The organism is Paracoccus sp. Z118, assembly GCF_019061185.1.
GTDB lineage: Bacteria > Pseudomonadota > Alphaproteobacteria > Rhodobacterales > Rhodobacteraceae > Paracoccus.
The window spans coordinates 1-17,297 of record NZ_JAHQZU010000009.1 but is presented as its reverse complement, the minus strand read 5'-3'; the positions used below and the strand labels follow the sequence as shown (position 1 = coordinate 17,297).

The 17,297-nt window shown below is 68.1% G+C and carries 16 protein-coding genes; 5 read left to right on the top strand and 11 right to left on the bottom strand.

The window, feature by feature from the left end:
- Positions 1-39: 39 nt before the first annotated feature.
- Genes KTN05_RS09390 through KTN05_RS09375 form a run of 4 tightly spaced genes read left to right on the top strand, consistent with a single transcriptional unit; the run spans position 40 to position 3,741 of the window.
- Positions 40-885 carry an IclR family transcriptional regulator gene (locus tag KTN05_RS09390; protein WP_217329141.1) on the top strand — a complete coding sequence of 282 codons (846 nt, stop codon included), beginning with the start codon at positions 40-42 and terminating at the stop codon, positions 883-885.
- The gene (locus KTN05_RS09385) at positions 882-2,045 is read left to right on the top strand and encodes an acyl-CoA dehydrogenase family protein (RefSeq protein WP_217329140.1); all 1,164 of its coding nucleotides are present in this window, start codon (positions 882-884) and stop codon (positions 2,043-2,045) included. The genes KTN05_RS09390 and KTN05_RS09385 overlap by 4 nt, the downstream gene beginning before the upstream one ends.
- Positions 2,042-2,944, top strand: coding sequence for an acyl-CoA dehydrogenase family protein (locus tag KTN05_RS09380; protein WP_217329139.1), 903 nt, complete (start codon positions 2,042-2,044; stop codon positions 2,942-2,944). Before KTN05_RS09385 ends, KTN05_RS09380 begins: the two co-directional genes overlap by 4 nt.
- On the top strand, positions 2,941-3,741 hold the full coding sequence (locus tag KTN05_RS09375; protein WP_217329138.1) for an enoyl-CoA hydratase-related protein: 801 nt from the start codon (positions 2,941-2,943) through the stop codon (positions 3,739-3,741). The genes KTN05_RS09380 and KTN05_RS09375 overlap by 4 nt, the downstream gene beginning before the upstream one ends.
- 21 nt (positions 3,742-3,762) lie before the next feature.
- Here KTN05_RS09375 and KTN05_RS09370 read toward each other — a convergent pair whose 3' ends face one another.
- From KTN05_RS09370 to dctP, 9 genes are all read right to left on the bottom strand, one after another.
- The gene (locus KTN05_RS09370) at positions 3,763-4,956 is read right to left on the bottom strand and encodes an acetate/propionate family kinase (protein WP_217329137.1); all 1,194 of its coding nucleotides are present in this window, start codon (positions 4,954-4,956) and stop codon (positions 3,763-3,765) included.
- A 204-nt stretch (positions 4,957-5,160) separates the two neighbouring features.
- Positions 5,161-5,532, bottom strand: a complete 372-nt coding sequence (locus tag KTN05_RS09365) for a DUF1850 domain-containing protein (RefSeq protein WP_217329136.1) — start codon at positions 5,530-5,532, stop codon at positions 5,161-5,163.
- A complete protein-coding gene (locus KTN05_RS09360; RefSeq protein WP_217329135.1) occupies positions 5,529-7,643 on the bottom strand; it encodes a TRAP transporter permease in 2,115 nt (704 codons plus the stop codon). Before KTN05_RS09360 ends, KTN05_RS09365 begins: the two co-directional genes overlap by 4 nt.
- 65 nt (positions 7,644-7,708) lie before the next feature.
- A complete protein-coding gene (locus KTN05_RS09355; RefSeq protein WP_371823329.1) occupies positions 7,709-8,659 on the bottom strand; it encodes a TAXI family TRAP transporter solute-binding subunit in 951 nt (316 codons plus the stop codon).
- A gap of 190 nt (positions 8,660-8,849) precedes the next feature.
- On the bottom strand, positions 8,850-10,364 hold the full coding sequence (locus KTN05_RS09350; RefSeq protein WP_217329133.1) for a malonyl-CoA synthase: 1,515 nt from the start codon (positions 10,362-10,364) through the stop codon (positions 8,850-8,852).
- Entirely contained in the window at positions 10,361-11,665 is a 1,305-nt protein-coding gene (locus KTN05_RS09345) for a malonyl-CoA decarboxylase domain-containing protein (protein WP_217329132.1), read from the bottom strand. Before KTN05_RS09345 ends, KTN05_RS09350 begins: the two co-directional genes overlap by 4 nt.
- Positions 11,666-11,667: 2 nt before the next feature.
- Positions 11,668-12,990, bottom strand: a complete 1,323-nt coding sequence (locus KTN05_RS09340) for a TRAP transporter large permease (RefSeq protein WP_217329131.1) — start codon at positions 12,988-12,990, stop codon at positions 11,668-11,670.
- A complete protein-coding gene (locus tag KTN05_RS09335) occupies positions 12,990-13,538 on the bottom strand; it encodes a TRAP transporter small permease subunit (protein ID WP_217329130.1) in 549 nt (182 codons plus the stop codon). The genes KTN05_RS09340 and KTN05_RS09335 overlap by 1 nt, the downstream gene beginning before the upstream one ends.
- 59 nt (positions 13,539-13,597) lie before the next feature.
- A complete protein-coding gene (dctP, locus tag KTN05_RS09330; protein ID WP_217329129.1) occupies positions 13,598-14,584 on the bottom strand; it encodes a TRAP transporter substrate-binding protein DctP in 987 nt (328 codons plus the stop codon).
- A gap of 136 nt (positions 14,585-14,720) precedes the next feature.
- Between dctP and KTN05_RS09325 the strand changes: the two genes are divergently transcribed.
- Positions 14,721-15,389, top strand: coding sequence for a GntR family transcriptional regulator (locus tag KTN05_RS09325; RefSeq protein ID WP_217329128.1), 669 nt, complete (start codon positions 14,721-14,723; stop codon positions 15,387-15,389).
- Between the two features lie 131 nt (positions 15,390-15,520).
- Here the strand turns inward: KTN05_RS09325 and KTN05_RS09320 are convergent, their stop codons facing one another.
- A complete protein-coding gene (locus KTN05_RS09320) occupies positions 15,521-16,570 on the bottom strand; it encodes an NADP-dependent oxidoreductase (protein ID WP_256449497.1) in 1,050 nt (349 codons plus the stop codon).
- A gap of 100 nt (positions 16,571-16,670) precedes the next feature.
- Positions 16,671-17,240 carry a biotin transporter BioY gene (locus KTN05_RS09315; RefSeq protein ID WP_217329126.1) on the bottom strand — a complete coding sequence of 190 codons (570 nt, stop codon included), beginning with the start codon at positions 17,238-17,240 and terminating at the stop codon, positions 16,671-16,673.
- Between the last annotated feature and the right edge of the window lie 57 nt (positions 17,241-17,297).

Here is a 17,297-nt window from a genome sequence, read left to right as displayed (position 1 = left end):
GTCCACACACATGGACCGTAAACATCGATGGAGCGCGCCATGCTGGTGAAGCAGGCCGCCAACGTCCTTGATCTGCTGGAGTATTTCGCCCGCGAGCAGAAATCCGCGAGCCTCGCGGAACTCTCCGCCCATTTCGGCTGGCCCCGGTCCAGCACGTTCAACCTGATCCAGACGCTGGTGGAACGCGGCTTCCTCTACGAGCCGAAGCCGCGCGGCGGCTATTATCCGACCGGCCGCTGGCTCGCCCTCGCGCAGGATGTCGCGAGCGCGGAACCCTTGCCGCAGGCCGCGCTTGCCCTGATTCGCGATCTTGCCGACTGGTCCGGCGAGACGACATGGATCGCCGCGCCGAGCGGCCAGCACGCGGTGCTTCTGGCGGTGGTCCCGTCGGCCCACGCGGTGCGTTACACGGCCGAGCCGGGCAAGCGGGTGCCCATTCATGGCACCGCGTCGGGTCAGGCCATCATGAGCCAGATGAGCGCGACGCAGACCGCCGCGATCCTGCGCAAGGCCGTGTTCGAGCGCTTCGGTTCCGGCACCCCGCTCAGCGTGGAGGAGGTGGAGCAGAGCATCGCCGCGTCCCTGCGGCGCGGCTCGTTCCGCAGCGCCTCGGCCTTCAGCCCCGACCTCGGCGGCGTTTCGGTCCCGCTGGTCCTGGGCGGAAGGATCTTTTCGGCCACCGTCGCCGGGCCGCTGTTCCGCATCGAGGGGCGGATGGACGAGACCGCCGAGGAAATCCACCGCGCCGTCGCCCGCCATTTCGGAGACGATTATTTCCGCAAGCAGGTGCCGAACCTCCACCGCCTGCTGAGCGATGGGGCGACGGCCGACCCGGAGAGAGGAGGAAACATGAGCACCCCCGCGAAGGCAAGGCAGCGCCGATGAGCCTGACCCATCTGTTCCCCCGCTTCGACGAGGAAGCCCCGCGCCCGGTCATCGACGAGGCCGCCCTGCGCGCCGAAGTCCGCGGCTTCGTGCGCGGCGAGATCGAACGCGGCACGATCCGGCCCGGACGCCAGACCTGGACGACCTTCGACCGCGACTTCTCGCGCAGCTGCGCGGCGGCCGGCTACATCGCCATGACCTGGCCCCGCGCGTTCGGCGGCCACGAACGCTCGCTTTTCGAGCGCTACGTCGTCTGCGAGGAGCTTCTGGCCGTCGGCGCGCCGCAGGGCGCCCACTGGATCGCCGACCGGCAGAGCGGACCGCAGATCATGCGGAACGGCACGGATGCGGTGAAGCGCGCCATCCTGCCCCGCATCGCAGCCGGCGAATGCACCATCGGCATCGGCATGAGCGAGCCCGACAGCGGCTCGGACCTGTCCTCCATCCGCACCCGCGCCGACAAGGTGGACGGCGGCTATCGGGTCTACGGCCGCAAGGTCTGGACCACCAACGCCCAGCATGCGGACTACGTCATCGCGCTGTGCCGCACCGCGCCGGGCACGGAGGATCGTTACGCCGGGCTGTCGCAGCTCGTTGTTCCCATGCGCGGCGACGGCATCACCGTCCGGCCCCTGCGCGACCTGCGCGGCGAGGATGAGTTGAACGAAATCACCTTCGACGGCGCGTTCGTTCCCGAGGATCACCTGCTTGGGGCCGAGGGCGACGGCTGGAAGCTCGTCAACGAGGAACTCGCCTTCGAGCGCAGCGGCCCAGACCGGTTCCTGTCCACCTTCGGGCTGCTGTCCGTGATGGCCGAGCTGGCGGGCCGCGATCCCGACCGCTTCGCGGCGATGGAGATCGGCCGCCTGACCGGGCGGCTGACGGCGATCCGGCAATTGTCGCTGCTCATCAACCGCCGGCTCGCCGCGGGCCGGACTGTCGGGGCACTGGCGCCGATCATGAAGGATCTCGGCACCGCGCTGGAGCAGGAGATCCCCGAGGTCGCCCGCCGCATTCTGGACATCCGCCCTTTCGACGAAGGCGAGGCAACCCGCGGCGCGCTGGCAACCGCCATCCTCAGCGCGCCGAGCTTCAGCCTGCGGGGTGGCACGCGCGAAATCCTCAAGGGAATCATTGCACGGGAGATGGGTCTGCGATGAGCCAGACACGAATGCTCGACGACACGCTGGACCGGCTTCTCGGCAGGCGGCTGTCCGAACCGGCGGCACATGCCGATCCCGCCCTGCCCGATACCCTCCGCGCCGAGATGACGGAGGCGGGGCTTCACCTCGTGCTGGTGCCCGAGGAAAGCGGAGGACTGGGCGGCACCCTCGCCGAAGCGGCGACCGTGGCATGGCGCTGCGGATGGCATGCCGCGCCGGTGCCGATCGTCGAGACGCTGCTTCTGCCGCTGATCGACCCCGCGGCGGAAGGCGGTTCTCCGGCCTCCGTTTCATTCGCACCCCCCTCGCGTGCAGGAGCCGCCGGCACATCAGACCGCGAGAGAAAGTCGGTCCTGCCGCTGCCGCAGATGCCCGCGCTGCTCATCGGCGGCACCGAGGCTCCGCTGCCACCCCACATCGCCGCAAAGGGCATGCTGCTCACCGCAGCGATGATGACGGGCGCGATGGCCCGCGTGGTGGAGATCACTGCGGATTATGCCAATACGCGCGTCCAGTTCGGGCGGCCGCTGGTGAAGTTCCAGGCCATTCAGCACAAGCTCGCGGAAGCGGCGAGCGAGCTGGCGGTCACGGAAGCGGCGCTGGCCGCGGCGCTGGAGGCCGAGGATGAGGGCCGGGGCAGCGATCTGCTGCGGCTGTCGGCGAAAGCGCAGGCCGGGCACGCCGCGACGGTGATCGCCGCAACGGCCCATCAGCTGTTCGGCGCCATCGGCTTCACCCAAGAGCATGAGCTGCACCGTTACACCCGCCGCCTGTGGGCCTGGCGCGACGACTGGGGCCGGCAGGCCGATTGCGATCTCGCCATCGGCCGCGCGGGCTGCGGCGATCCCGACGGCCTCTGGTCCTGCATCGTCGACGAGAGAAGGAACTCCGCATGAACGACGCCGTCCAGATCGAGCGCAGGGGCGCGGTCGCCATCCTGACGCTCGACCGGCCCGACACCCGCAACGCGCTGTCCGGTGACGTGATCGACGCGCTGGCGGAATTTCTCGGCAGCGCCAATGCCGATGCGAGCCTCGGCTGCATCGTCCTGACCGGCAACGGCGACGCCTTCAGCTCGGGCGGAAACGTCAAGGACATGCGGGGCGGCGACCACCCCATGTTCACCGGCACCCCGCTGGAGATGCAGGAGGCTTACCGCAACCATATCCAGCGGCTCCCGCGCCTGTTCGACCGGCTCGACGTGCCCGCCATCGCGGCGGTCAACGGCCATGCCATCGGCGCGGGGATGGACCTCGCCACCATGTGCGACATCCGCGTCGCCTCGACCAACGCGCGCTTCGCCGAGAGCTTCCTGCGCGTCGGTCTGGTGTCCGGTGACGGCGGCGCGTGGTATCTGCCGCGCGTGGTGGGCTACGCCAAGGCGATCGAACTGGCGTTGACGTGCAGGACGCTCGACGCGCAGCAGGCGCTCGACTGGGGTCTCGTGACGCATGTGGCCGAACCCGACGCGCTTCTGCCGACCGCCCTGTCGCTGGCCGAGCAGATCACCGCGTTTCCACCGAAAAGCATCAGGCTGAACAAGCGGCTTCTCAGGCAATCACCGGGGCTGCCACTGGAATCGGCGCTGGATCTGGCTGCCAGCTTCCAGGCGATCATCCAGCATACGAAGGACCATGGAGAGGCCGTGGACGCCCTTCTCGACAAGAGAGCGCCGCGCTACTCCGGCCAGTGAGGGCCGCGCCATCCCGCCATGTCAGCCCGGGATGGCCGCCCTGCTCAGCACCCGCAGCGCCTCGTCGGCGATCACCTGTTCCTCGTCGGTCGGGATGACATAGGCGCCGACCCGCGCGTCCGGCGTGCTGATCCGCGTGGCGTTCGCCAGGTTGGCGGCCGGGTCTAGCTCCAGCCCCAGCCATGCCAGCCGCTCGCAGACCATCTGGCGGATGCGGGGTTGGTTCTCGCCGATGCCGGCGGTGAAGACCACCGCGTCGAGGCCGCCCATGGAGGTGGCGAGCCGCGCGACCTCGCCCGCGATGCGGCGGGTGAAGACGCCGAGCGCCTCGGCGGCCTCGGGACGGTCGCTTTCCAGCAATTCACGCGAATCCGCGTCGATGCCGGACATGCCCAGAAGCCCGCTTTCGCGGTAGAGCAGCGTCTCGACCCGGCCCGGCTCCCAGCCCATCCGCCCCGTCAGATGCAGGATGACGCCGGGGTCCAGCGCGCCGCAGCGGGTGCCCATCGGCACCCCGTCGAGGGTGGAGAAACCCATCGACCCGTCGCGGCTGATCCCGTCCGAGATGGCGCAGAGGCTCGCGCCGCTGCCCAGATGCGCGGCGACCACCTTCGCCCCCGGCGCGATCCCCGCGCCCGCCAGGGCCCCGGCGATATGCTGATAGGACAGCCCGTGGAAGCCGTAGCGCTTGATCCCCTGATCGTGCAGCGCGCGGGGAATGGCGAAACGGCGGTTCAGCGGGTCCTGCGTCGTGTGGAAGGCGGTGTCGAACGAGGCGGTCTGCCGGAAGCCGGGCCGCAATTGCCGCACGGCGTCGATCAGGCTCAGGCTTTGCGGCTGGTGCAGGGGGGCCAGCACCGAAAGGTCGCGCATCCGGCTGAGGGTTTCATCGTCGATCAGCGCCGGGCCGGTGAAGATCTCGCCGCCATGCACAACCCGGTGGCCGACGGCGGCGATCCGGTCCAGCGGCAGGTGCTGCCCCAGCCACCGGAAGGCGGGCCGGAGGACCGAGATCATGTCGCCGGGATTTGCCGCGGGCAATGCCTGCGCCGTGCGCGCGCCGTCCTTCTTCAGCCGCACCTCCAGCGGATCGACGCGGAAGTCGATGGAGGCGCTCGCGAGCCGCCGGGCCTGCGCGCCCTCGATGGCGAAGAACCCGAGCTTCACCGTCGAGGAGCCCGCGTTCATGGTCAGGATCACGTCACGTTCGGTCATTTCGTCCCCTTCTTCCGCGAGCTTCGCCAGCAGGGCTGAGGCGATGCGAGGTTCGGAGCGGCTGGCGGGATGATCCGCCCCCCGTGTCCGCAATACCGCCGCCGCAGCCCCGCGAAACAGATTATCTGCCGGGCCGACACACGGCAGATGCAGCGCAAATCGACCTCGGGCACGGCGGCCCCCCTGCTTTCGCCATGCGCCCCATCACTCCCCCGCGACGCCTTTCGCGCAGGGGGTCAGCAGCAACGGCGCGCCGGGCTCGGCGCCGATGATCCGGCAGCCGCTGTCAGTGCAGAGCCGCCACCCCTGCCCCGTCGCGCCCGAGGCCGCCAGCGACAGCGACGGGACCGAGATGCCGGGCGACCAGACCCACCAGCCGTCCTTCAGCACCGCGCCTTCGCCCGGCTCCATCCCCGCGCCGGAACCGCGAACGGCCGCCTGCGTCAGATGCAGGCGGCCGTCGTCGATCTGCCATTCCTCGACCCACCCGACCCGTTCGACCGAATGGGTCCAGCCGAGCGTGAAACCCTGGCTGACGGCAAGGGCGATTGCCCCCGCCATCAGGCAGCCGCTCATGCGACCGCGCGCGGGCGGCGGGCGAACCAGAGCGCGGCGAAGGCCACGACCAGCACCCCGCCTATGGTGTCGGTGACCGGACCCGCCGCGACGAGGGTGAAGGCGGCGGCGACGGCCAGACCACGCTCGAACACATTGAGATCGCGGCCCAGCCAGCCGATCACGGCGACCCCCCACAGCCCCATCGCGATGACCGCCTTGGCGACGATATAGGCGACCGCCGGCCAGTAGCCGATGGCGCTTGCCAGCGGCCCCCCGTCCTGCAGCATCAGCGCGGGCGTATAGACGGCCATGAACGGCACGACGAAGCCGGCGGCGGCGATCTTGATCGCCTCGATGCTGATCTTGAGGCCGCCTTCCTTGGCAATCGGCGCGGCGGCGAAACAGGCCAGAGCCACCGGCGGCGTCAGGTCGGCGAGGATGCCGAAGTAGAACACGAACATGTGGCTGACGATCAGCGGCACGCCCAGTTCCAGCAGGGCCGCACCGGCGATCGAGCTGGTGATGATGTAGTTCGGGATCGTCGGGATCCCCATCCCCAGCACGATGCAGGTGATCATTGTCAGAACCAGCGACAGGAACAGGTTGCCCGAGCCGATCTGGACGATGAAGCTGCCGAAAGTGGTGGCCAGCCCGGTCAGCGTCATGGTGCCGATCACGATGCCGACCAGCGCGCAGGCGACGCCCACCGGCAGCGCGGTCTTGGCGCCTTCGGCAAGGCTCTCGATCACGCTCCACAGGGTTTCGCGGCCGCCGCGGGTGACGGCGTTCACCGCCAGCAGCGCCAGCACGGTGATGCCGACCCAGCGGATCGCGGTGCTGAGACCGAGGCTGAACAGCCCCGCCATGAGGACGCCCAGCCCCACCCACAGGATGATGCGGATGACGCCTTCGGGCATGCCGAGGATGATCGAACCCGCGAGGATCAGCACGATGGTCAGCGCCAGCCCCACGGTGCCCGCGTAAAGCGGCGTGTAGCCCGAGAACAGCAGCCACACGAGAACGGCCAGCGGCAGCAGCAGATACCAGCCGACCCGGATGGCCGCGCGGGCGCTGGGAAGCTCGTCCCGGCTCATGCCGACGAGGCCCTTACGGCCGGCTTCCAGATGGGTCATCCAGAAGGCCGCGCCGAAATACAGGATCGCCGGGATCAGCGCCGCCTTGACGACCTCGACATAGGCGACGCCCAGCGTCTCGGCCATGATGAAGGCCACGGCGCCCATGACCGGCGGCATCAGCTGCCCGCCCATGGACGCCGTCGCCTCGACGCCGCCCGCGAAGGCGGGGCGATAGCCGAAGCGCTTCATCAGCGGGATGGTGAACTGGCCGGTGGTCACGACGTTGGCGACGCCCGAGCCGGAGATCGTCCCCATCATCGCCGAGCTGATGACCGCCACCTTGGCGGGACCGCCCAGCATGTGGCCGACCAGCCCCAGCGAGACGTCGGTGAACAGCCGGATCATCCCGGCCTTCTCTAGGAACGCGCCGAACAGGATGAACAGGAAGATATAGGTCGAGCTGACATAGATCGGGATGCCGTAGATGCCCTCGGTCCCGTAGGCCATGTGCTCGATCACCTGGCCGAAGTCGTAGCCGCGGGTCTGCAGCATGCCCGGCAGGTATTGGCCGAAGAAGCAGTATGCGAGGAACAGCCCGGCGATGATCGGCAGCGCCGGTCCCATCAGCCACCATGCGGCGACGAACACCGTGGCGATGCTGATGACGCCCATCACCAGATCCATCTGGTTCGGCGTGCCCGCGCGCAGCAGCAGCTCGGTATATTCCCACGACTGATAGGCGGCGACGGCGACGCCGCCTGCGGCCAGCACCCAGGCCAGCGCCATCATCGCGGGTCCGCGCCTGCGGGCCAGCGCCAGCAGCGGGAAGGTCAGCAGCAGCAGGAATGCGACGTGGACCGCGCGGACCACCTGACTGGCGAAATCGACCAGATGCGCCGCCGTGGCGATCTGGAACAGCGAGAACGCAACCGCGATCCAGAACAGCAGCCGTCCCTGCGGCGTGTGGGGAAAGCTGTCGGCCAGCGGATCATGCAGGCCAAGATCGACCTGGCCCTGCGGATCGGGATGCTCGGGAACGGTGGAATGGGACATGCTGACCTCGGAAATAGAAGTCCCCGGCGCGGATCGGCGCCGGGGGAGGGGTCATGACAGCGGCATCACTGCAGGATGCCGACCTCGCGGTAATAGCGCTCGGCGCCCGGATGCAGCGGCAGCGGCAGGTTCTCGGTCGCTTTGGCGGGGTCGATGTCGTTGGCCGCCGAATGCGCCGCCTTCAGCGTGTCGAGGTTGTCGTAGAGCAGCTTGGTCATCTGATAGGCGGTCTCGTCCGAGACATCCTCATGCGTGACGAGGATGTTGATGACCGAGACGCTGGGAACATCGACGTCCTGCCCGTCATAGGTGCCCGCCGGGATCACCGAGGGGATATAGGCCGCGCCCAGCTTGGCCGAAACGTCCTCGGGGACCGTCACCACCTGGATCGGGATCGAGGTCGCCAGGTCCTTCAGCGAGGCGACGCCCAGCCCTGCGGATTGCAGGGTGGCGTCAAGCTGGCGGTTCTTCATCAGCTCGACCGACTCGGCGAAGGGCAGGTATTCGACCTTCTCCAGATCGTCGTAGGTCATGCCTGCGGCTTCGAGGATGGCGCGCGCGTTCAGCTCGGTCCCCGACTTGGCGGCGCCGACCGACAGGCGCTTGCCCTTGAGGTCTTCCAGCGTGGTGATGCCGGATTCCTTCGACGCGACGATCTGGATGTAGTTCGGATAGATCGCGGCGATGGCGCGCAGCTTGTCCAGCGGCGCGGTGAAGCCCGCCTCGGGATCGCCGGCGACCGCCATCTCGACGGAATCGCCCAGCGCGAAGCCGATCTCTCCCTTGCCCTGCTGAAGCAGGTTCAGGTTCTCGACCGAGGCCTTGGTCGCCTGCACCTGGGTGCGCGCATCCTCCATATTCTTGGCGTAGATGTCCGAGATCGCCGCGCCCATCGGGTAGTAGACGCCCGAAGTGCCGCCGGTCAGGACGTTGATGAATTCGCGCGCCTGCACCGAAAGCGGCAGCGCCGCGATGGCGGCGGCGAAGGCTGCGGCGCGGAATGCGCGCCGGGTCAGATTGGTCATGCGTCTCTCCCTTTCACGCCCTGCCTGTAGCGACAGCAGGGCTGCGATGCCATTCTTTTCTATCCGCCTGCCCCGCGCAACTGTCGTTCAGGACAACTTGCGCGTGGGACGGCGATAGCACCGATGGAATCGGCCCCGGAGGACACGTCCGAAGGGCCGGGCGCGCGCCTGCGCGACCCGTTCACGACTGCCGGAAACTGTCCTTGAACCGCTCGCGCAGCAGGTTCTTCTGCACCTTGCCCATGGTGTTGCGGGGCAGGACGTCCTGGACGACATAGCGCTTGGGTTGCTTGAACCGGGCGAGACGCGAGGAGATCGCGGCCTCGAGCTCGGCGGGCTTCGGCTCGCCCCCCGGCGCGGGGACGATGACCGCCACCACGCCCTCGCCGAAGTCGGGATGGGGGACGCCGATCACGGCGCTTTCCAGCACGCCCGGCTGCTCGTCCAGCAGCAGCTCGATCTCTTTCGGGTAGATGTTGTAGCCGCCCGAGATGATGAGGTCCTTCTGCCGGCCGACGATGGTCACATAGCCGGCTTCGTCGATCACGCCGATGTCGCCGGTGATGAAGAACCCGTCGGGGCGCAGCTCCTCGGCGGTCTTCTCGGGCATCTGCCAGTAGCCCTTGAAGACGTTGTGGCCGCGCACCTCGATCATGCCGGGGGTGCCCTGCGGCAGGGGCTCGCCGGTTTCCGGGTCGGTGATCCGAACCTCGACGCCGGGCAATGCCGGACCGACCGTCCCGGCCCGGCGCTCGCCGTCATAGGGGTTGGACGTGGACATGTTCGTTTCCGTCATCCCGTAGCGTTCGAGGATGCGGTGGCCGGTGCGCTCCTCGAACTGGCGATGCGTCTCGGCCAGCAGCGGGGCCGAGCCCGAGGTGAAGAGCCGCATATGCCCGCTCAGCGCCCGGTCGAAGCGGGGATCGTCCAGCAGCCGCGTGTAGAAGGTCGGCACGCCCATCATCGCCGTCGCCTGCGGCAGCCAGCGGATCGCACGGTCGGCACTGAAGCCGGGCAGGAAGATCATCTTCCCGCCGGTCAGCAGCGACACGTTCGAGGCGACGAACAGCCCGTGGGTGTGGAAGATCGGCAGCATGTGCAGCAGCACGTCGCTGTCGGTGAAGCGCCACGCCTCGGCGAGCACCTGCGCGTTGTCCAGCAGATTCGCCTGCGTCAACATCGCGCCCTTGGAACGCCCCGTGGTGCCGGATGTATAAAGGATCGCCGCCAGATCGTCGCGGTCGCGGCTCACCGCGTCGAAGCTGTCCGGCCGCCCCGCCGCGAGATCGGCGAGGCTTCCCTGCCCCGCGCCGTCCAGCGCCTGGAACCCGGCCCCGAAGCGGCGCGCCACCGGCTCCAGCACCTCGGCCGCGGCGGGGTCGCCGACCAGCAGCGCGGCCCCGGCATTCTCGACGAAATAGGCGACCTCGTCGGGGGTGTAGGCGGTATTCAGCGGCAGGAACACGACGCCGGTCGCCAGCGCCGCGCCGTAAAGCGCCAGCGCCTCGGCGGATTTCTGGATCTGCACCGCCATCCGGTCGCCGGGCTTCAGCCCCAGCCCGGTCAGCGCATGGGCGAAGCGGTGGGACATCGCCGCGAACCCCGCGCCGCTGATCTCGCCGGTTTCGGTAATCAGCAGCGGGTCGGTCCGGTCGATCTGCGGGGCGATGAGCGCGTCATGGAGCGGGTTGGTCATGGCTTCGTCTTTCCTGTCGGCTTCCCCTTCGGAAGCAAGGCCCTGATATCCTTCGATGTCACGACCAGGTTCTGCGTGGCGAACGCCTCGTGGTTGGCTTCGACGCTGGCCAGATCATAGAGATAGCTGACCATCGCCGATGCCGACTGCTTCATGCCGTTGGGGGACACGTCCGCCAGCGTGTGGATCTGATGCAGCTCGGCCCCGTTGCCAAGATGGAAGCGGGCCACCGGATCGGCGGGCGTGCCGTCCGGGCGCTTGGTTTCCACCAGCCAGCGGGCGACGTGGGCGCGAAGCTCACCCTCCAGCGCGCCGAGGGCCTGCCGGTCGCCCGCATCGGCGGCGGCGACCAGCTTGCGGGCGCTGTCGCTGTCCTGTTCGCGCAGGTGCCGCATCAGCCCCGGAACCGGGGAAAGCGTCACGAAGGTCCGCAGTTGCGGCAGTTCCTGATGCAGCTCCTCCACCACCTGCTTGATGAGCGAGTTGCCGAAGGAAATGCCGCGCAGCCCCTCCTGACAGTTCGAGATCGAATAGAAGACGGCGGTGTCCAGATCGTCGTCGGCAAGAACGTCGCGGTTCTCGGCCAGAAGCCCCTGCACCGAGTCCGGGACGCCGTCGCACAGCGCGACCTCGACGAAGATCAGCGGCTCTTCCAGCATGGCGGGGTGGAAGAAGGCGAAGCAGCGGCGGTCCGCCGGCATCACCCGGCGCTGAAGATCGGACCAGTCGTTGATGGCGTGGACGGCCTCGTATTCCACGATCTTTTCCAGGATGTTCGCCGGCGTGTGCCAGTCGATCGGCCGCAGCACCAGAAAGCCGCGGTTGAACCACGACCGGAACAGGTGCTTGAAGTCCAGATCGAGCGCGGCAAGCTCGGGGTGGGCCGGAAGCAGACGCAGCAGGTCGAGCCGCATCCGCACCAGATCGAGCGTCGCCCCCGCCGCCTGATTGAGCCGGCGCAGCAGCTCCTGCCGGCACGGCTCGGCGGCGTCGGCCAGCCGGGCGTAGCTGTCCACGTCGCCGCCGTCCCGATAGGCCTCGGCTGCGGCGATGATCGCGCCGGGATCGACGTCCAGCTCGCGGGCCATCCAGCCAAAGAAGGCGGTCCGCTGCGCCTCGTCCAGATCCCCGTAGCGGGCGAGGATGTCGGCCGCCAGCCGCATCCCCGACACCTCGCCCCGGCCCGACAGCAGGGCCGCCGCCATGGTCTCGATGCTTTCGCCGCCCGCCGAGCCGCCGCGCTGCGGCTCGCGTTCCAGCAGCCCTGCCATCATGTGGGTGAAGAACGAGAAGCGTCCCATGCTCAGCCTCCGATCATGGGACCCATGAGCGCATCGGGCAGCGCCGTCGCGATCCACGGGAAGAAGCACAGGAGCACGATGGCCAGCACCATGCACAGCACATAGGGCAGCGAGCCGATCAGGATCGTCTTGAGCGAAATTTCCGGCGCGATGGAGTTGATGACGAACAGGTTCAGCCCGACCGGCGGGGTGATCAGCCCGATCTCGAGGTTGATCGTCAGGATGACCGCGAACCAGTAGGGATCGAAGTTCGCCGCCTCGAGGATCGGCAGCAGGACCGGCGCGGTCATCAGGATCACCGCGACCGGCGGCAGGAAGAAGCCCGCGACCAGCAGGAAGATGTTGATGATGAGCATCAGCACCCAGCGGTTCACCTCCAGCTCGGTGATCCACGCGGCGATGGACTGGGTGATGAACAGCGACGACATCATGTAGGCGAACACGCCCGCCGCGGCCATGATGAACAGGATCATGATGCTTTCGCGGGTGGAATCGCGCAGGACGCCCCAGATCGCGCGCGGGCTCCACATCCTGTAGATGACGATTGCCATCAGCAGGCAGGCGACGGCCCCCACGGCGGCGGTTTCCGAGGTCGTGGCGATGCCGCCATACATGGCGTAAAGCACCAGCCCCACGACGATCAGGAACGGCAGGACGCGGGGCAGCACCTCCAGCCGCTCGCGCAGCGAATAGCTGCGGGCCTGGAACACTTCCAGCCCGCCCGCCTGCCAGGTCGCGAAGATCGACCACAGCATGAAGATGCCCGCCAGCATGACCCCCGGCACCAGCCCGGCCAGGAACAGCCGCCCGATCGATGTTTCGGTCGCGATGCCATAGACGATCATCGTCACCGATGGCGGGATCAGAATGCCCAGCGTCCCGCCGGCGGCGATGGACCCCGCCGCCACCGTGTCGGGATAGCCGCGCTTGCGCATTTCCGGGATGCCCATCTTGCCGATGGCGGCGCAGGTCGCGGGCGAGGAGCCGGACATCGCCGCGAACAGCGCGCAGGCCCCGATGTTGGACACGACCAGCCCGCCCGGCACACGGGTCAGCCAGCGCTCGATCGCCTCGAAGATGTCGGCCCCCGCGCGGGTGGATGCGATGGCCGCGCCCATGACGATGAACATCGGGATCGACAGGATGGTGAACGAGTTCAGGTCGCCGAAGAAGATCTCGGGCATCATCTGCAGGGACCGGCTGCCGTCGAAGATCAGCAGGAACAGCGCCGACACGGTCAGCAGCCCGACCCCGACCGAGATCCCGCTCATCAGCACGGCGATCGTGGCCAAGCCGACGATGACGCCAAGAAGCAGGGGGTCCATCAGGTCGTCTCCAGCGAGAAGGGTTGGTCGATCCCGCGAAGCAGCGCGTAGAGATCCGAAAGCAGTTGCAGCAGCAGCATCGCGAACCCGGCCGTGATGGCCGCCCAGACCGGCCAGATCTTGGGCGCCCAGACGGAGGGCGAGCGCCAGTTGCGCGACCAGGCCTGATGCAGCACGTCAAAGCTGTACCAGGCCATGAGCGCGATCACGACGACCGTCACCAGCTTGATCGTCACCGCCCAGGCGAAGCGGATGCGCGGCGACATGGCCAGCGGCAGCAGGTCCACGTTCACATGCCCCCGGACCAGCTGGACGTAGGAAAGGCCAAGACAGACCCCTGTGATGACCATGTAGATGACGGTTTCGGTCTGCCAGATCGTCGATTGGCCCATCACGGCCCGGACAAAGATCATCTGGCAGGTGATCAGCAGGCTGGCGACCAGCAGCCCGGCCGCCAGCCAACCGCAGAAGATCGAGATGGCGTGGACCGTGCGGACGAAGGGATCGCCGCCGTGCCGCGCGGGGACAGCTACGGTTTGTCCTGACATCGAGTGCTTTCCGGGTGGGGTTGGGGGCGGAACGGAGGGCGCCATTCCGCCGGTTCCGATCACTCGACGGCGGTCGCCAGATCCAGCCAGCGCTGGCCGTCCGGCACCTCTTCGGCGAAGATCCTGTAGGACGACTCCTCGGCCAGCGCCTGCCAGGCCGCATAATCCTCGTCGCTCATCTCCGCGATCTCGACGCCCGCCTCGCGGAACACCTCGACCGAGGCCGCGTCCTCCTTGGCGGCTTCCTCGGCGTAGAACGCCTCGGCGCGCGCGGATGCGTCCAGCAGGGCCTGCTGCTGTTCCGGCGTCAGATCCTCGAAGGTGGTCTTGTTGATGAGCAGCGGCTGATACATGAACCACAGCGCCCTGTCGGTCGCCGGGGTGTAGCATTCCGCCAGTTCGTAGAGCCGGAACGACACGAACGAGGACGAGCTGGTGTTCAGCGCCTGCAGGATGTTCTGCTGCATGGCGTTGTAGTTTTCCGACGACGGCATCGACGCGATCGAGGCGCCGGCGGCTTCCAGCATCTCCTCGAAGCCCTTGCCGGCCGCGCGGACGGTCTTGCCCTGCACGTCCTCGGGGCGGCGGACGCAGCCATCGACCGACGCGAACCCGCCCGCCAGATACCCGCGGACCAGCGTCATCACATCGTCTTCGTTCAGCACCTTCTCGATCTCGTCCATGAAGGGCGACTCGTTCACGCGCTTGGCGTGTTCGTGGCTTTCGATCAGCCCCGGAAACAGCGTCAGGTTATAGACCTGCTGCTGGCCGCCCGCGTAGGACAGCGGAAACAGCGTCATGTCGAGCTGGCCGCGGGTCAGCGGAATATACTGGTCGTTCGCCTTGAAGAGCGAGCTGGCCGGAAAGATCCTGATCTCCAGATCCACGTCCGCCGCGGCGACATCGCTCGCGACCATCTCGGCCACCTTGTGCCGCAGATCGCCGACGGCGAACTGGTGCGACAGGCGCAGTTCCTTGGCGGCCAGCGGCGCGGCCAGCGCCGTGCCTGCGGCAAGCGCGATTGCAGCCAGAGTGATGGCTTTCATGATTGTCCCCTCCCGGTTCGCGCGGAAGTTTCCGCGCGCAGTCCCCTCTGCGTCGGTCAGGTTGCCGAGTGGTTGCATGCCCTGTCAAGCAGTTTGTATACAGAATCGTGACGTTTGCATTTTCAGGTCGCGCGACATGAGCTCCCCCCGCCCTGCCCTCGTCATCCGCGACGCGCTCATCGAGCGGATCATGAGGGGCCTGTTCTCGCAGGGAGAGCGGCTGAACGAGGAACGGCTCGCGCAGGAGTTCAACGTCTCGCGCACGCCTTTGCGCGAGGCGCTGCAACTGCTGTCCTCGTCGGGGCTGGTCAGGCTGGAACACCGCCGGGGCGCGTTCGTGCACTATCCCTCGCTGGATGAGCTGATCGAGATGTTCGAGTTCATGGCCGATGTGGAGGCGCTCTGCGGCCGCTACGCCGCCCAGCGGATCGATCAGGAGCGGCTCGACCGCCTGCAGGTCACGCTGGACGACTGCGAGAAGGCGGCCGACGCGGGCGACATCGACGCCTATTACATCGCGAACCGGGATTTCCACCGCATGATCTACGCCGCCTCGGGCAATTCGTTCCTGGCCGCCGAAGCCGAGCGCCTGCTGAACCGACTCGCCCCGTTCCGGCGGACGCAGCTTCAGGCCCGCGGGCGGATGCGGCAATCGCTGGCCGAGCATCGCGCGATCTACGAGGCGCTGGTGGACAAGGACGCCGACCGCGCTGCAGCGATCGTGCATCCCCACGTCGCGCTGCAGGGCGAGCGGTTCAACGACCTCGTCGTCTCCTACCGCCGCGTCCGGCAGGGGCGGGGGTAGAGGGCGGGGGGCGGTCGCAGTAGGGCCGTTGGGGAGAAGGTTTCCAAAGCCGCGCGGACGACGCTGCCGCGCATAGCTCGGGAAGTTGCCGACACCGACGCGTTCGCATGCGATGGCACGGTGCGGCGCCATCACACGATGCGGATCATCCGCTTGCCGTTGTTGCGCCCCGCGTAGAGGTCCGCGATGGACCCTGCGGCGTGTTCGATGCCGTCGAGGATTTCCAGCCGCAGGTCGATCCTGCCCGCGGCATACCACTCGGCCAGCTGGCGCGAGGCGCGCCTGAACTCGGCCATGTGATCGAAGAGCACAAAGCCGCTCCATTGCAGCCGGCGGGTCAGGATCTCGCGCTCGTTCCGCGGGCCGGTCGGCGGCGGCGTCCAGCTGGGAACCGAGGCGGTTCCGCATTGCACGACCCGCGCCCCGACGGCGAGATGCCGCAGCGCCCTGTCGAGGATCGTGCCGCCGACATTGTCGAAATAGACGTCGAGACCCTCGGGCACGGTATCGGACAGCACGGCATCGAGGTCTGCAGTCCTGTAGTTCCACGCCGTCTCGTAGCCGTATTCCCCGGTGCAGAGCGCGACCTTGTCGTCACTGCCGGCCAGGCCGAAGCACCGGCACCCGAGGATGCGGCCGATCTGCCCGACGAGGCTGCCCACGCCCCCCGCCGCGGTGGAGACGAGCATCCTGTCCCCCTTGACCGGGCGGCCGCATTTCGTCAGCGCAAGATAGGCCGTCAGGCCGTTGATGCCGACGAGACCGCCGAACTGGGCGAGCGGGACCGGAAGGTCGGCGCGCAGGATGATGGCTGAAGGCTCCGCGATGGCGAAGTCCTGCCAGCCGAACCAGCCATAGAGATATTCGCCCTCGGCCACCTCATCGCAGCGGCTGGCGTCCACCACCCCGATTGCCAGCGCCCGCATCGGCCCGTCCAGTGCAACGGGCGCGGCGTAGTTCGCCTCGGCCGAGGCCCATCCGCGCTGCGCGGGATCGACCGAGAGATAGAGGTTGCGCACCCGGAACTGTCCCTCGCCCGGCTCGGGAACCGGCGCCTCGGCAAGGGCGAAATCGTCCCGCTGCGGGATGCCGCCCGGACGTCTCATCAGACGGACCTGACGGTTGATGCGCGTTGCCGGGGCAGCGGGAATGTCGGTCGGCGTGGTTCGATCGTTCGGCAAGGGAAACTCTCCTGCGGGGCCATCATCCGCCAGGTTTCATGGCGGATGCGTTTCGATCCGGGGTCTCATCGAAGCAGAAAGAAGCGCGCTTCCGTCCCGGTCAGGACCGCAGGCTGCTCACACGCCCCCGATACCACCCAAGCGTCTGGGGGCGGACCTGCGCCAGCGCCTGCACCAGCATGCCGGTGATCGCCGCCTTCAGCAGGTCGCCGGGAATGAAGACCGCGATCAGCATGAAAGCCTCGGGCAGCGGCTTGTCCGCCACCAGCGACAGGCCAACCGCTCCGCAGACATACAGCACCGCGATTCCGCCGATCACCGCGCCAAGCGCCGCGCGCAATCCGGCCGAGCGCAGGCGGACCTGTTCGACGATCAGCCCGGTCACGAAGGCGGCCGGCATGAAGCCCAGTGCAAAGCCGGTCGTGGGCGCGGCGAAGACGCCCAGTCCGCCCCGGCCGCCCGACAGCAGCGGCAGGCCGAGCGCCACCAGCAGCAGGAAAAGCCCCATCGACGCCGCTCCCGCGCGGGCGCCCAGCACCGCCCCCGCCAGCATGGCGCCCATCGACTGCGCCGAAATCGGCACGCCGAAGCCCAGCGTGATCGGCGGCACCACCCCCAGCGCCGCAACCATTGCGGCGAACAGGGCGATCTGGGCGATATTGCGTTCCATGCGGTCAGTCCTTCACAGTTGATCCGAGCACTCCTCCTCGGGCGCGCAGAGCTTCGC

Coding starts and splice junctions, on each gene's coding strand:
- KTN05_RS09345 (WP_217329132.1), bottom strand. CDS start 11,665: ATGGGACGCTTCTCGTTCTTCACCCACATGATGGCAGGGCTGCTGGAA.
- KTN05_RS09380 (WP_217329139.1), top strand. CDS start 2,042: ATGAGCCAGACACGAATGCTCGACGACACGCTGGACCGGCTTCTCGGC.
- KTN05_RS09375 (WP_217329138.1), top strand. CDS start 2,941: ATGAACGACGCCGTCCAGATCGAGCGCAGGGGCGCGGTCGCCATCCTG.
- KTN05_RS09350 (WP_217329133.1), bottom strand. CDS start 10,364: ATGACCAACCCGCTCCATGACGCGCTCATCGCCCCGCAGATCGACCGG.
- KTN05_RS09390 (WP_217329141.1), top strand. CDS start 40: ATGCTGGTGAAGCAGGCCGCCAACGTCCTTGATCTGCTGGAGTATTTC.
- dctP (WP_217329129.1), bottom strand. CDS start 14,584: ATGAAAGCCATCACTCTGGCTGCAATCGCGCTTGCCGCAGGCACGGCG.
- KTN05_RS09385 (WP_217329140.1), top strand. CDS start 882: ATGAGCCTGACCCATCTGTTCCCCCGCTTCGACGAGGAAGCCCCGCGC.
- KTN05_RS09315 (WP_217329126.1), bottom strand. CDS start 17,240: ATGGAACGCAATATCGCCCAGATCGCCCTGTTCGCCGCAATGGTTGCG.
- KTN05_RS09370 (WP_217329137.1), bottom strand. CDS start 4,956: ATGACCGAACGTGACGTGATCCTGACCATGAACGCGGGCTCCTCGACG.
- KTN05_RS09365 (WP_217329136.1), bottom strand. CDS start 5,532: ATGAGCGGCTGCCTGATGGCGGGGGCAATCGCCCTTGCCGTCAGCCAG.
- KTN05_RS09360 (WP_217329135.1), bottom strand. CDS start 7,643: ATGTCCCATTCCACCGTTCCCGAGCATCCCGATCCGCAGGGCCAGGTC.
- KTN05_RS09325 (WP_217329128.1), top strand. CDS start 14,721: ATGAGCTCCCCCCGCCCTGCCCTCGTCATCCGCGACGCGCTCATCGAG.
- KTN05_RS09340 (WP_217329131.1), bottom strand. CDS start 12,990: ATGGACCCCCTGCTTCTTGGCGTCATCGTCGGCTTGGCCACGATCGCC.
- KTN05_RS09335 (WP_217329130.1), bottom strand. CDS start 13,538: ATGTCAGGACAAACCGTAGCTGTCCCCGCGCGGCACGGCGGCGATCCC.